Origin of the sequence: Oceanidesulfovibrio marinus (assembly GCF_013085545.1) — a bacterium.
Taxonomy (GTDB): domain Bacteria; phylum Desulfobacterota; class Desulfovibrionia; order Desulfovibrionales; family Desulfovibrionaceae; genus Oceanidesulfovibrio; species Oceanidesulfovibrio marinus.
Window position 1 is genome coordinate 2,831,776 of the sequence record NZ_CP039543.1, and the last position, 14,037, is coordinate 2,845,812.

General features: G+C 61.9%; 13 protein-coding genes. 9 read left to right on the plus strand and 4 right to left on the minus strand.

Going from position 1 to position 14,037, the window contains the following annotated elements; genetic code table 11:
* The first annotated feature begins 12 nt into the window (after window positions 1–12).
* Genes flhA through E8L03_RS12560 form a run of 8 tightly spaced genes read left to right on the plus strand, consistent with a single transcriptional unit; the run spans window position 13 to window position 7,303 of the window.
* Window positions 13–2,115 carry a flagellar biosynthesis protein FlhA gene (flhA, locus tag E8L03_RS12525; protein WP_144307113.1) on the plus strand — a complete coding sequence of 701 codons (2,103 nt, stop codon included), beginning with the start codon at window positions 13–15 and terminating at the stop codon, window positions 2,113–2,115.
* Window positions 2,105–3,307 (plus strand): flagellar biosynthesis protein FlhF, encoded by a 1,203-nt coding sequence (locus tag E8L03_RS12530; RefSeq protein WP_144307114.1) that lies wholly within the window; start codon window positions 2,105–2,107, stop codon window positions 3,305–3,307. The genes flhA and E8L03_RS12530 overlap by 11 nt, the downstream gene beginning before the upstream one ends.
* Window positions 3,304–4,122 carry a MinD/ParA family protein gene (locus E8L03_RS12535; RefSeq protein WP_171267525.1) on the plus strand — a complete coding sequence of 273 codons (819 nt, stop codon included), beginning with the start codon at window positions 3,304–3,306 and terminating at the stop codon, window positions 4,120–4,122. The genes E8L03_RS12530 and E8L03_RS12535 overlap by 4 nt, the downstream gene beginning before the upstream one ends.
* Window positions 4,073–4,879, plus strand: a complete 807-nt coding sequence (locus E8L03_RS12540) for a FliA/WhiG family RNA polymerase sigma factor (protein ID WP_144307116.1) — start codon at window positions 4,073–4,075, stop codon at window positions 4,877–4,879. Before E8L03_RS12535 ends, E8L03_RS12540 begins: the two co-directional genes overlap by 50 nt.
* A 25-nt stretch (window positions 4,880–4,904) precedes the next feature.
* Window positions 4,905–5,627 carry a flagellar basal body-associated FliL family protein gene (locus E8L03_RS12545; RefSeq protein WP_171267526.1) on the plus strand — a complete coding sequence of 241 codons (723 nt, stop codon included), beginning with the start codon at window positions 4,905–4,907 and terminating at the stop codon, window positions 5,625–5,627.
* 24 nt (window positions 5,628–5,651) lie between these two features.
* On the plus strand, window positions 5,652–5,966 hold the full coding sequence (locus E8L03_RS12550; RefSeq protein WP_144307118.1) for a hypothetical protein: 315 nt from the start codon (window positions 5,652–5,654) through the stop codon (window positions 5,964–5,966).
* A 23-nt stretch (window positions 5,967–5,989) separates the two neighbouring features.
* Window positions 5,990–6,406 (plus strand): DUF6115 domain-containing protein, encoded by a 417-nt coding sequence (locus tag E8L03_RS12555; RefSeq protein WP_171267527.1) that lies wholly within the window; start codon window positions 5,990–5,992, stop codon window positions 6,404–6,406.
* A 3-nt stretch (window positions 6,407–6,409) separates the two neighbouring features.
* Window positions 6,410–7,303 carry a hypothetical protein gene (locus E8L03_RS12560; RefSeq protein ID WP_171267528.1) on the plus strand — a complete coding sequence of 298 codons (894 nt, stop codon included), beginning with the start codon at window positions 6,410–6,412 and terminating at the stop codon, window positions 7,301–7,303.
* A 141-nt stretch (window positions 7,304–7,444) separates the two neighbouring features.
* Here E8L03_RS12560 and E8L03_RS12565 read toward each other — a convergent pair whose 3' ends face one another.
* Window positions 7,445–8,488, minus strand: coding sequence for an IS481 family transposase (locus E8L03_RS12565; RefSeq protein WP_171266993.1), 1,044 nt, complete (start codon window positions 8,486–8,488; stop codon window positions 7,445–7,447).
* A 193-nt stretch (window positions 8,489–8,681) separates the two neighbouring features.
* On the minus strand, window positions 8,682–10,055 hold the full coding sequence (locus tag E8L03_RS12570) for a deoxyguanosinetriphosphate triphosphohydrolase (RefSeq protein WP_171267529.1): 1,374 nt from the start codon (window positions 10,053–10,055) through the stop codon (window positions 8,682–8,684).
* 214 nt (window positions 10,056–10,269) lie between these two features.
* Between E8L03_RS12570 and E8L03_RS12575 the strand changes: the two genes are divergently transcribed.
* Window positions 10,270–10,704: a rhodanese-like domain-containing protein gene (locus tag E8L03_RS12575; RefSeq protein ID WP_171267530.1), complete on the plus strand. Its 435-nt coding sequence runs from the start codon at window positions 10,270–10,272 to the stop codon at window positions 10,702–10,704.
* Window positions 10,705–10,774: 70 nt separating this feature from the next.
* On the opposite strand, the gene E8L03_RS12580 is transcribed toward E8L03_RS12575, so the two are convergent.
* Both E8L03_RS12580 and E8L03_RS12585 read right to left on the minus strand, forming a co-directional pair.
* The gene (locus E8L03_RS12580; protein WP_171267531.1) at window positions 10,775–13,276 is read right to left on the minus strand and encodes a spermidine synthase family protein; all 2,502 of its coding nucleotides are present in this window, start codon (window positions 13,274–13,276) and stop codon (window positions 10,775–10,777) included.
* Window positions 13,276–13,908 (minus strand): protein-L-isoaspartate(D-aspartate) O-methyltransferase, encoded by a 633-nt coding sequence (locus tag E8L03_RS12585; RefSeq protein WP_235896721.1) that lies wholly within the window; start codon window positions 13,906–13,908, stop codon window positions 13,276–13,278. The genes E8L03_RS12580 and E8L03_RS12585 overlap by 1 nt, the downstream gene beginning before the upstream one ends.
* Window positions 13,909–14,037: the final 129 nt, after the last annotated feature.

Below are 14,037 nucleotides of genomic sequence, written 5' to 3' on the forward strand. Positions count from 1 at the left end.
GGTGTCAAAAAGATGGCTGACTACGCAGGCCCCCGCATAAATTACGAGCGTTTCGCCAAACAGGGAGATATTCTCCTTGCCGGCGGCGTGGTGGTCATCCTCTTTGTGATGCTCATCCCGCTGCCGACCATCTTCCTGGACCTCATGCTCTCGCTGTCCATCTCCCTGAGCCTCGTCACACTCATCACTGCGATGTTCATGACGAGCCCCATGGAGTTCTCGGTCTTCCCGTCCCTTTTGCTGGTCATGACACTCTTGCGCCTGGCGCTGAACGTGGCCTCCACCCGACTCATTCTGCTGCACGGCGAAGAAGGCACGGCCGCGGCCGGTAAGGTCATCCAGTCCTTTGGCGAGTTCGTGGTGGGCGGCAACTTCATCATCGGCATCGTCATCTTCGTCATCCTCTTCATCCTGAACAAGGTCGTCATCGTCGCGGGTACCACGCGTATCGGCGAGGTCGCCGCGCGCTTCACCCTGGACGCCATGCCCGGTAAGCAGATGGCCATCGAGGCGGATCTGAACTCCGGCCTCATCGACGAAGAGGAAGCCACCAGACAGCGCGACGCCATCCGTCGCGAGGCCGACTTCTACGGTTCCATGGACGGCGCGGGCAAGTTCGTCCAGGGCGATGTGAAGGCCGGCATGTTCATCACCATCATCAACATCGTAGGCGGCATCCTGCTCGGCACCATGCAACAAGGCATGACCTGGCAGGAAGCGGCGCAGACATACACCCTTTTGACGATCGGTGATGGCCTGGTTTCGACCATTCCCTCGCTGGTCATCTCCACGGCCGCCGGCATCATCGTCTCCCGCTCCGCCTCCGAGGCCAAGATGGGCGAGGAGTTCATCGGCCAGCTGGCCTACAACGCCCGCTCGCTCAAGCTCGTCTCCGCAGTGCTGGCTGTCTTCGCCCTGGTCCCCGGCATGCCCACCATCCCCTTCCTCATCTTCGCCTCGCTCATGTTCGGCGCGGCCAGGCTGGTCAGCAAGGGCAAGATTACCGAGGACGCACCCAGCGCCAAGCGCGCCAAGGAAGGACAGGCTCCCTCGCTGGATTCTCCGGAAGAGGTGCAGAGCCTGCTGCCCCTGGACGCCCTGGAGCTGGAGGTGGGTTACGGCCTGATACCGCTGGTGGACGAGGAACAGAACGGCAACCTGCTCACCCGCATCCGCTCCATCCGCCGGCAGTTCGCCCTGGACATGGGTGTCATCGTTCCTTCGCTGCACCTGCGCGACAACCTGCAGCTCAAGCCCGGCCAGTACACCGTGCTGATCAAGGGCAACGAGGTGGCCTCGGCCGAGATCCTGCTGGACCATCTGCTGGCCATGGACCCCGGCGACGTGAAGCACCGCATCAAGGGCGTGGAGACCAAGGAGCCGGCCTTCAACCTGCCCGCGCTCTGGATTCCGGAGTCGCACAAGGAAGAGGCCATGCTCGCCGGCTACACCGTGGTCGATCCATCCACGGTCATCGCCACGCACCTCACCGAGGTCTTCAAGCGCCAGCTGCACGAGTTCCTGGGCCGCCAGGAGGTGCAGAACCTGCTGGACAACCTTTCCAAGACAGCACCCAAGGCCGTGGAGGACCTGGTGCCCAACGTGCTCTCCCTGGGCACGGTGCAGAAGGTGCTCCAGAACCTCGTGCGCGAGGGCGTCTCCATCCGCGACCTGCTCTCCATCGTGGAGACCCTGGCCGACTACGGCGTGTCTTCCAAGGACCCGGACCAGCTCACCGAATTCGTCCGCGAGAAGCTCTCCCGCACGGTCATCAAGCCGCACCTGGACTCCGAGGGCACTCTGCCCATCATCACCCTGGACCACTCCGTGGAGAAAAGCCTGCAGGAGTCCATCCGCCAGACCGACAGCGGCACCTACCTGGCCATGGAGCCGGGGCTGGCGCACAAGCTCATCAGCAAGATCAACCAGGCCGTGGAGTCCAGCGCCGTGGCCGACGGCCAGCCCGTTCTGCTCACCACGCCCATGGTTCGCGCCCACCTGGCACAGCTGCTCCTGCGTTTCATTCCCACACTCCCCGTCATCTCACAGGCCGAGATACCTTCTGACATCCGCCTGAACTCCGTGAACACTGTGGTACTCGACAATGCGCGTTAAAACCTACCGCGGAACAGACACCCGGAGCGTGCTCGCGCGCATCAGAAGCGAGCTGGGTCCGGACGCCGTGATTCTCTCAACACGATCCTGCAAGGACGACGGCGCCAATGCCTGCGAAATAACCGCCGCCCTGGACGACAGCCCCCCGGCCGGCAAGGCCAGACCCGGCGGCGCCGGCACGGCGGAAAAGCCGGGCGACTCCATCGTTACGGATCTCATCGGTTCGCAGCCGCCGCAGTTCTCGGGCTGGGAGCAGTGGCACCGCGAGTGGCAGTCCATCAAGGAGCACCTGAGCGCGCTGATGAAACCGCAGATGGACCTGGCCCGGCTGACCCCGAGCCAGCGGATGCCCCTGGAGTATCTGGAGCGCGAAGGCGTCTCCACCGAGGTCATTGCCTCTCTCTACCGTTCGCTGCTGCACGACAGGAACGCCTCGGTGCTGGCCCCGCTGGGAAAGCTGACGCCCATGCGGCCGTGGTCCATGGAGGGCTGGCCGCAGAAGGTGCACGGCGTGACCGGACCCCACGGCGTAGGCAAGACCTCCTCGCTCATCCGCATGGCCTTTGCCCTGCGGCACGAGGACCCTACCCTGAAAATACTCATCGTCAACGCGGACACCTCCAAATCCGCAGGCCGCATGCTCCTGCGCCAGTATGCCGAGCTGGCCGAGTTCGAGTACTGCGAGGCGTCCACGGGCCAGGAGTTCATGGAAGCCGCGGCCCAGGCCCGTTCCTTCCACCGCGTGCTGGTGGACCTGCCGGCCCTGGCGCGCGGCGAGAGCCTGGACGAGGTGCTCAACCGCCTGGGCTTCGCCGCCCTGGCCGACGCCGACCCTTCCTGCGGCCACGGCGTCATCCATCTGGCGCTCTCGCCAGTCTACGGCCCCGAGCAGATTTCCGCGTTCACCCGCAGCTATGCATCGGAAAGACTCGCAGGTATCGTCTGGACGAAGCTCGACGAAGCATTTAGTTTCGGATCTATGGTCAACACGGGTGAATCCACCGGCCTGCCCACTGTGGCGCTTTCGTGCGGCTCTGGCCTTCGGGACACCCTGGCCCCGGCGAAGCCTGTCGACTTCTGGCGGCTCGTCTTCAAGCACAGGCTGCCCTGCGCAGAAAAGACCGAGGACCACGCCGGCGTCCGGGACACGGCGTCCACTCCACGTTCAAAGAGGAGCGCGTGTTCGTCATGAGTTCTGAGCTTCCCCTGGTCTTCTCCGTCACCTCGGGGAAAGGAGGCGTTGGCAAGACCAACCTCTCTGCCAACCTTTCCCTGGCCCTGGCCGAGCAGGGCAACCGTGTTGTGTTGCTCGACGCCGACCTGGGTCTGGCCAACGTGGACGTTATCCTGGGCCTCACGCCGGAGCGTAACCTCTTCCACCTCTTCCGCGAGGGCGAGAGCCTGGAGTCCATACTTCTGGACACCGGCTTCGGATTCGATATCCTGCCAGCCTCGTCCGGCGTGTCCGAGATGCTCGAACTCTCCACCGGCCAGAAGCTTGAGCTGCTCGAGTCCATGGACTACCTGGAGGACAAGGTAGACTACCTGGTGGTGGACACCGGCGCAGGCATCAACGACAACGTCATCTACTTCAACCTTGCGGCGCAGGAGCGCATCATCGTGCTCACGCCGGAGCCTACATCGCTGACCGACGCCTACGCGCTGATCAAGGTGCTCAAGCTGGAGCACGGCATGGAGCACTTCAAGATTCTGGTGAACATGGCCAGAACCAAGGACGCCGCCAAGGAAGTCTTCTCGCGGCTCTACCGCGCCTGCGACCACTTTCTGGACGGCGTCTCGCTCGATCTGGTAGGCTCGGTACCGTACGATCCTATGGTCAAAAAGTCGGTTATCCAGCAGACGCCGTTTGTAAAGTATGCGCCGGACTCACCGGCATCCAAGGCTGTGCGCGAAGCGGCCAAACGCATTCAAACTTGGGACGTGGCAACGAATCTCGATGGTAACATCAAGTTTTTCTGGAAAAAACTCCTCTTCCAGCAAGCCTGACGTCAATTCCTGGGAATTGCTCGAATCGGGCGCTGTTGCATGGGAGGATATGGGCGCGGTGGATCGCCGCCACGTCGTCCAGCATTATGCGCCCAAGATCAAGTTCCTTGCGTTGCGTCTGAAGGCCAAGCTGCCCCAGAACGTAGAGCTCGGCGACATCATCTCGTCCGGCACCCTGGGCCTCATGGAAGCGCTCGGCAAGTTCGATCCGGGCCTCGGCATCAAGTTCGAGACCTACGCCGAGAACCGCATCCGCGGCGCCATGCTCGACGAGCTCAGGCGCATGGACTGGTTCTCCCGCGGTCTGCGCCAGCGCGTCCGCACCCTGGAAGACGCCTCCAAGCAGTTCGAGAACCGCCACGGCAAGAAAGCCAGTGAAGAAGAGCTCATGGAGATGACCGGCCTCTCCGAAAAAGAGGTCCGCACCGGTCTTGAGGCGCTGCAGAACCAGCTCTGCCTGGACATCGACGCCATCCAGGAAACTTTCTCCGCCGAAGGCAAGGGCAAGGCCGGCGACGAACCCTACCACACCACGGCCCTGCAGGAGGTGGTGGACAAGGTCGCCCTGCTCATCGAGGAGCTCACACCCCGCGAAAAAATGGTCATGTCCCTCTACTACGGCGACGAGCTCACCATGCGCGAGACCGCCGAGGTCATGAACATCACCGAGGGCCGCGTCTCGCAGCTCCACTCCCAGGCCATGGCCCGGCTCCGCCAGCTCTTCCGCGAACGCTACGGCGCCGATTTCACCCTCTAAGCTCCCCACGGGAGCCCTTCAGTCCATGGCAGATCAGTCAGAACTCCTCTCCGACAACGAGAAAGCGCTCCTCGACACCGAGGAACTGAGCGGCATCGACGACGAACCTGTTGCGCCGGACACGGACAAGGTCGAGCTGGATCTGGAAGACGCGCCGTTTCTCGAAGACGAGGAGGAAGAGGAGGAGGAAGCCGCCGCCACCGGCGAGGAGGAATTCTCCGACCTCGAAGCCGCGCCCAAGAAGTTCGACATCAAGACGCTGATCCGGGACCGCCGCTTCCAGATCGGCTCCGGCGCCGGGCTCCTCATCCTGCTTGTCGCGCTCTTTTTCCTCGTCTGGCCGTCCCATGAACCCATCCCCGACATCCCGGTCGAGCTGCCCGAGCAGACAGCAGCCACCGAGCAGCCCCTGCCTCCTCCGCCGCCGCTTGAAGAAGAGCCCGAGGAGTTCATCGTATCCTTTGAGCCCTTCTGGGTGGAGCACCAGGAAGCCAACGGCACGGTGCGCTTCCTCTACTGCAAGTTCGCCGCGCCCGCGCCCTCGGAAAAGCTGGCCTGGGAGATACGCCACAAAAAAGTTGTCCTGCGCGACGCCATATTCTACTATCTACGGAATAAAGACCTGACATTCCTGGCCGATAAGAGTAATGCGGAGCTACTGAAGAAGGACCTGCTCTCTGTCATCAACCAGTATCTCGGAAACGCGCAGCTGGAGTCGATCCTTATCGAGGAATATCTGGTCAAGTAATGGCCCGCGCGCAAGGAGCCCGTCATGTCCTCCTTCCAGATCAGCCTTCTCTTCCAGCAATTGCCCCTTGTCGGACAGATTGCCGGCGCGGAAATGGCTGCGCCCGAGGCCCAGGCCGCGGCGGCCTCGCACATGGCCTACGAGGCCCTGCGCAAGCAGCGCGAGCAGGTGCCCGAGACCGAGAAGAGCGAGAACGTGAAGGCCGACTTCGACGCCGGCAAACGCGGCGGCGGCTCCGGCCGCCCTGCCCGGCGCAGAAAGAAAAACGAACCGGAAGAACCAGCCGAGGACCAGGGCAAGACCCCGTGGTCCGGAAACATCGTCAACCGCAATATCTAGCGACGCCGCACCCCGATTACTCTATGCTCCAGTGGGCCTTCATCCTCCTCTCCTGCCTCGAGGTCGTCCTTCTCACCCTCGTGATCGTATTTTTCCAACGGCTCAAGCGCTCCGAGTCCGTGCTCAACACGCTCCAGGACAAGCAGCAGAACCTCCTGAACAAGCTCGACTTCAACTCCCGCATCGAAGAGCAGCTCATGGAGACCTTCCGCGAGCGCCAGAACGAGCTCATCCGCCTGGCCGACGACATCGAGCGCAAATCCGACGAGCTGCGTTCGCTCATCAAGCAGGCCGACTCCATCTCCCACTCGCCACGCACCAAGCGCCAGGCCGTTATCAACGCCTACCGCCGCGGCATGAGTGCGCGACAGATCGCCAAGGCCATGAACCTCTCCGTGGACGAGGTCGAGCTCATGCTCATGGAGACAGGATCGAGGTAGCGCATGCGCATCCGCTCCACGTCCGGCGGTTCGGGCAGCGGCGCCTCGGGATCGGGCAGGCGCGACGATTCCGGCGAACGCCGCCAGAGCTTCCGCCGCAAGCAGCGCGTGGGCGACCGCGTCCGCGGCACAATGCTGGGCTGGGAGTCTCCCGGTCTGGCCTGGGTGGAGATCTCGGGCGTGCGGCTGCTCGCCGCGCTGGAGTCCGGGCCGGAGCCCGGCGCGCCCCTCACCTTTCTGGTCAAGGCCCTCGAACCCGACATCGTGCTCCAGGAGCTGCCGGCCGCCGCCGGAGGCGACAGTCTCATTGCCGAGTCCGTGGCCGGATTCTGGGCCGCCCGCGCCGGCTTCGAGCACGCCGTGCAGGACGCCCCGCTGCCCGAGGACCTGGCCGACGCTCCTGACCCGCGCGCACGCCTCCACAAGCACCTCGCGGCCCATCCGCCCGCCCTGGCCGCATGGCTCCGCGCCCAGTCGGCTGTAGAAGCTCTCAACGCCATGCTCGTGCCGGCGCGCAAGATCATGCTGCTCTACCGGCCGGAGCTCATGCCCGCGGCGTGGGACCACGAGCTCCTCGTCAACCACGGCCGCGAGCTGGCATGGGCCTTCACCCTGCCGCACTGGGGCCGCTGCCAGGTGCGCATTCTGCACCACCCGCCCGTGGCCGGCGCGCGCGTCTTCCTGGAGCGGCCGGAGCACATCGAGCCGCTCAAACGCGTCCTGCCAAAACTCGTGGAGACAATCGCCGCGGCCGCGCTGCCGAACGTTCAGAACCTCGACCGCATCGACATCCTGTCCGTAGGGCAACTGCCCCCCGGCTCGGGCCAGCTATTGGCGGGGTTGTTCACGAATCCGGTGGAGGGGAGGCCAACGACCGGGTTTTCAGCGAGGGTGTAGAGGGGGGGGTTGAAGAGGGCCTTTGTCTGGGTTTCTTGAGCCGTCGGGCCACGCTCTTTTGAGCGCTGGCTTGTCGCGTACGCTACCCCGGCTGTACAGAGATAGTATTCACCTGACACTCCGCCCCTGGCGGGGTGATGGCTACGCTGCTTCTTCTTTTTCTACCTCTGCTTCGTCGATTACGATGCCGTCCAGGAACGCTTGGTAGGGCACTCGGCCGTCCATGCCGCGGCCCTGATGGGTGCGTTCCCGGTTGTAGTGGTTCAGGTAACTGTCCAGATCCTCTTGCATTTCCTCCACCGATTCGTACCACTTCTCGCGGCCCTTGATGCGGAAATGCTCGTCGAGCAATGTCCGATGCAACCGCTCCACAAAGCCGTTGCTCTGCGGCCGGCGAACCTGCGTTGTCCGGTGCTCAATCCCTTCTAATTGCAAGAACAATTCGTACGGATGCTTGTCCGGGCGACCGCAGAACTCGCGACCGTTGTCCGAGAGAATCGTCGAAATGCGCGCGATGTGCTCCTCGAAGAACGGCAGCACGTCCTCATTGAGCACGTGAACCGCGGTAACCGGCAACTTGGTGGTGTAGAGTCGGCCCCAGGCATAGCGGCTGTGGCAGTCGATAACCGACTGCAAATACACGCGTCCAACGCCCTTGAGCGTGCCCACGAAGAAGGTGTCCACGGCCACGAGGTCGCCGGTGTGACGCGTCTCGATGTGCCGGTCGCGAAACTCGGGACTGAAGCGCTCCAGGACGCGGATTTGTTCGTCCGAGAGCTCCAAACGCTGCTCTCGCACGCTCTTCTCCAGCCGCAGCAACCGCTCGTGGCGTGTGAGCAAGCCGTGCCGGCTCCAGACGCCGCGGACACCGCCGGAGCTGACCTGGACGCCTTGCAGGACAAGCTGTTGGGCGACGCGGAGCGGCCCGTGCGTGGGGTGAGCCAAGCAGTAGTCGAGGATGGCCTGCTCGACAGCCTCGTCGACGCGGTTGGGGTGCGGGCCTCGCGGCCCGGGCAGGCGGTCCAATAGACCTTCGGCGCCGAAGGTCTGGTAGTTGCGCCGGATCTCGTAGAACTGCTGCCTGGAATAGCCCATGATTTTGCACGCTTTGCTGACGTTGCCCAATTCAGTGGCCAGCTCTAGCAGACTCATCTTCCTTCGTGCTACTTTGCGTTTCGTGGTCATGGCGTTCTCCTCGAAAGGGTTCGTGAAGCTTCGCAACTCCATCGATACCCAGCCAGGGACGGCATGACCACAACCTTTTGGTGGCCCAGGTGTCAGGTTATATCCATCTCAGTTCACCCCGGCCGTATGACCTAAATGCGTTGAATAAGGGACCTTCGAATTCGACAAATGGATGACCGATGCTATAAATTGCTTACCTAGTGGTGCTTGAAGCGCCATGTCCTAATATCTGGCAAGAAATATGTGTAGCGAAATTATCTGTCATCCCGCCGAGATAATCCAAAAATCGCATCATAATTTCGTGAAACCCAGTCCCTGGCTTAGGCCTATTGACACCCAGTAAATCTACAACCCTTTTAGACTTGAAACCTAATTCGTCGTATTCTTTAACCTCTGATAATTCTTTTGCCGCTAAACCGAACGCGCTTAACATAGCTCCTAAAGCGTTATACGATCCAATTTCTAACTCAATTTTTCTATGATGTTGATACACTCTCCTTTCACATATCTCTCCCGCCGTTTTTAGTAATTCCCGCGAGTCCTCAGTACAATGCTCAATAATTGACCCCTCAAGACACCCCTTCATGATCTCTTCATGCTTATTTGAGAACGCATTTGAAACGTCTTCGATTAGTTTATCAACAGTGATACCTCGAATAAATGCAAGCTTCCTTCTGTCAGAAACGTCCCTTTTCCCCACGATATGACTATATTCATCATCACCGTCGTGGTATTTATCAAATAATTCCCTTTTTAAATACTTAAGATTAACTATTCTCAACTCTTTTGCGTCCTCTAAATCCAGTAAAGAATAACAAATATCATCTGCCGCTTCTACTAAATAAGCTAAGGGATGGCGGCACCACCAATCATCTCCTTTTCGGATCATACCGAGATGCGTTGCAACTTCATTGAGCATCTCGACTTCTGAACTAAAGCTACTGAATTTTTCTTTCCCAAAATCTTCTGACTTCAAAGCTGACCATGGATATTTCATCATCGCTGCTAGAGTGGGAAATGACAATCGCATTCCACCTTCAAAGGAATCATATTCCGTTTTTGTCAACACGCGGAACCCCATGGCATTGCCATCATAATATTTAAAATCAGCTTGTTGCTTTGCATCCAGCTTGCTTATTAAATGATGGTTGTCGTTATCTTTGAACCAATCTTTGATTGCATCTTCTCCAGCATGGCCAAACGGTGGATTGCCAATATCATGCGCAAGGCAAGCTGCTTGTACTATTTCTCCGACATGCTTGGCATTTATATCGTTATTTAAAAAAACGTCTTCAACCTTCTTTGCCATTTTTACAGCGAGCGACCTTCCAACACTTGCAGTTTCTAAGCTATGGGATAGCCTCGTATGAATATGATCATTATTCACCAACGGGTGAACCTGGGTTTTCTTCCCTAACCTTCTAAATGAATTCGAAAATAATATTTTGTCTTGGTCTTTTTGAAATGGACTTCTGCCTCCGTCAAGTAGATCAATTTGTATTCCTTTGTTACCTCTTTGGACTCGGTGGGGCTTAATTAATTCATCCCACTTCATTACTTTACTCATATTAGTACCTCCATTCATTCAAAAAATTCTGATAGATTGTATTTTGTAGGCTAGCTTATAATACTTAACACACATTCATGCGCCTCCACAAGCCCTCCTAATCACCCCTGTCTATCCACCCCACCCCAACCTCCTAATTATTTCAATTTCCCTTTCCCCACTCCTGTGGTTAGTTTCCATAGTCTGAACCAATCCCTGACCACAAGGAGACCCAATGCAACCTCGTTCCCTGTTTGCCATTTTTGCCTGCATGCTCATCCTCGCCACGGCCATTCCCCAGGCCGCTTCTGCAGGCGATTTCAAGTACATGACCCCTGATCAGGTCAAAGAGATGATCGACTCCAAGACGCCCATGCACATCGTGGACATCCAGGTGGAGGAGGAGTTCGACGACCACCATCTGGCCGACGCCATGGCCACATACTCCTACCCGGTCAAGTCCCAGGAGGACACGGACAAGATCGACGTGATCATCGACGAGCTCAAGGCCGACACCACGCCCGTCGTGGTCGTCTGCCCCCGAGGCAAGGGCGGCGCTGAGCGCTGCTACAACTATCTGGCCAAGCAGGGTGTGGAGGAAGAGCGCATCTTCATCCTGGAAGGCGGGCAAGGCGGCTGGCCTTTCGACGATTACGTCGAGTCCAAGTAGCTGCCGCGCAGAATAGTGCGATTATCGCGCCCCCCGGAGGATGGCTCCAGGGGGCGTTTTTTTGTCGGGATCAGCGGCGGCGACTGCTGCCGGAGGAGCGCCGTTTGCGCTTCCGCTCGGTCTTTTCTGCGCGCAGGCAGAACCACGCCAGGGGGTAGAGCACGAACCCCAGCAAGGCGGCCGCGCCGAAGCCGGCCTCCACGGCCAGGAGCTGCGCACACAGGGGACCAGCCACCGAGGCGCAGCCATTGACACCGAATGCCCAGGCCGACCAGCGGGGGTTGCGCCGCGAGACCAGGGCCAGCCCCAGCGGGAATGGGAAGCCCAGACACACAGCCAGTGGTGCGACCACCGCGGCCACAATGCCGGCCTTGGCCAGCACGGGTAGTCCGGCCCACATGGGCAACCGCGCCGCCATGAAGAAGAGCACGAACGCCGAGATTGCCGCGACCAGGATGGCGATGGCCAGGACCTTGCGGATGTGCTTGGCCGAGTGCTCCACCCAGCGTTGCGCCCAGCCGGCCCCCACGCCGGAGAACACGAGAAACGGCCCGAGCACGGCGGCCGTGGTCTGCACCGGTCCGCCCATGAACAGCGTGAGCCGCTTGATGGCGATGATCTCCAGGATCATGTAGCCCAGGCCCAATGCAATGAAGTAGAGCGTGAACCGCGCGGCAGGTCCCGGTTCCAGCCGCGTCTCCTCCTCGGGCGCGATGCGCCGGGCGATAAAGAGCGGCGCGATGATGAACAGCAGACCGGCCGCCACGGCCTGGACCAGGGTGATGGGGATGAGCAGGTACGTCCACTGCAGGAGCCCCATGGAGCCGCGCATCCGCTCGGCATAGAGCTCGCCGGCGCTGCCCCAGCGGAACACGGAGGCGAAGTACGGCCGGTTGTCCGTGGGCGGGGTCAGGTCGTAGGGATAGTCATCGATATACGCCTCGCGGTCCGGCCCCAGCAACGACTCGGCCGCCTCGTAGAACAGCGGCTGTTCCAGCACGTTGCGCAGGTTCGCCTCCGCGGGGATCATGTTCGGCAGCCACACCGGGTCCAGCCCCTGCTGATCCATGAACCCGCGCAGGATCATCAGCTCCTCGAACGTGAACGGCGACGTGCTCGCCAGCATGGTCAGGGTGAAGGGACCGCGGAATATGGCCAGACAATCCTTGGCTGCGGCCCCCTCCGGCAGGCCGTGCGCCTCCAGCGCGTCGGCCACCATCGGAATGAGCCGGACCCCGGCCGAGGGCAGCGCCTCCATGGGCCGGGAGAAACAGACGATGCCATTGGGCGCCAGCCGCGAGAGTATGGCGACCACGCCTTCGCGCGTGCGCAGGAAATCCTCACCCACGGAAAGCTCGGGCCCGGCCGGGCCGCGGAAGCTCACGCGGATCACGTCGTAGGTCTTGTCGGTCTGCTCCACATAGGCGCGCGCCGTGCCGGGCAGTAGGTGCACTTCGGGCCGCGCATAGAGGTTGCTGGACGCGCCGGCCAGCTCGGTGGTCAAGGCTTCGCGCAGACGGCTGAGCGGCTCCACGGCGTCCACCTGCGATGCGCCGCCGGCCAATGCCTCCAACACGGGCAGGCCGCCGGCGTTGTCCAGCACCAGCACCCGCGCCTGGGGCCGCAGCCGGAACGGCGCCGCCGTGGGCAGGCAACGCACGAATCCGGGAATCTCCGCCGCACTGGTCACGGCGCCGTGCGCGCCCTCGTTCAGGTACAGGCCCACCTGTTCAGGTATGGGGTCCTGGCAGTTCATGCTGAGGCCAGGGGCGAACCGGATGGGAAAGGACGGCGAGCGCACGGCCGTGATCAGGCCCAGGGGGTCCCACGCTTCGTAGGCAATCTCGGAGTCCGGCGCGGTCAGGGCCCGGCCCAGGTCGCGGTAATCGGAGTAATGCGGCGACGGCCGCCACGAGGGCAGCGCCAGAATCACCAGGATGCACACCACCATCAGCCCGGCCATGGAGAGCGGCACCCAGCGCTTCGGGTTGCGCGTGCTGAAGACCGCCGCGGCCGCGAACCCGGCTGCGCTGGCAACGAGAATGCCGTGGCTCGGGTCCAGCCAGTAGGCCGCGGCCAGCGCCCCGCCCCCGCCGATGCCCGCGCCCACAAGGTCCGCGCTGTAGATGGCGCCTGGATAGCGCCTGTACGTGGCCAGGGTCAGCCCAATGACGCCGCCGGAAAAGAAGAACGGCACGGCCAGCAGCACGTACAGGAAGCCGAGCTTGACGAGCCGGAGCGGCTGCCAGGCGAACGCCTCGGGCAGGATATCCCAGGACAGGCCCCACACCGAGCAGATGATGGCCGAGACGGCGAACCCGGCGGCCGCCGCAAAAAGCAGCGTGTCCGAGCGCTCCGTGGCGCGGCCCCCCGCAATGGCCAGGACCGAGCCGGCCGCGCCCACGCCCAGCAGGGCCAGGCTGATGACCATGCCGGCCAGGTCGTGTCCCAGGGAGGCGGAGAAGAGGCGGATGAAGGAGATTTCCAGGCCGATGGCTCCGGCGGAAACCAGAGCCACGGCCAGCAGAGCCGGGCTGCGCTCCGTGCTGGGTTGGCGTTGCGTGACGGCCATCAATGCCCTCCGGTGAGCGGTACGAATGATACGGGCAGAACGCTGCGGGTTCGCACCGCCCCGGCCGCGTCCTTTTCCACAAACATGAGATGTTGCAGGTGAAACGCCGGCCCCACGGGAATGATCATCCGGCCGCCTGGACGGAGCTGCTCCACCAGCGGCGGCGGTATGTGCGTGGCCGCGGCCGTGACGATGATCGCGTCAAAGGGGGCCGCGCCCGGCTTGCCGTAGTAGCCGTCGCCGTGGGTCGCCTGTACGTTGTCGTAGCCGAGGTCCGCCAGCCGCGTTCTGGCCGATGCGGCGAGCTGCGGCACGATCTCCACGCTGTGCACCTCGGCCACGAGCTCTGCCAGCACGGCGGCCTGGTAGCCGGAGCCCGTGCCCAGCTCAAAGACCACGTCATCCGGCTGCGGGTCCAGCAGGTCGGTCATCAGGGCCACGATGTATGGTTGGGAAATGGTCTGGCCGTAGCCGATGGGCAGGGGCCGGTTCTCGTAGGCGTGTCGCCTTTGCGCCAGGGGCACGAACTCGTGACGCGGTACGGTAAGCAGGGCGTCCTCCACGCGCGGGTCCAGGGGCTCGCCCTGGATGAGCTCCGCCGTGTGGGAGACGTCGTCGCGTATCTCGTCCATCAGTGCGATGCGCTCTGATTCCCGGCTCTGGCCCCATGCGGCAATCGGCGCACAGAGCAAGACGCCGAGGCACAGCGCGGCCAGCGGAAAACGCCCTCCATACTGCATCCGGATTGCCCCCCGTAAATG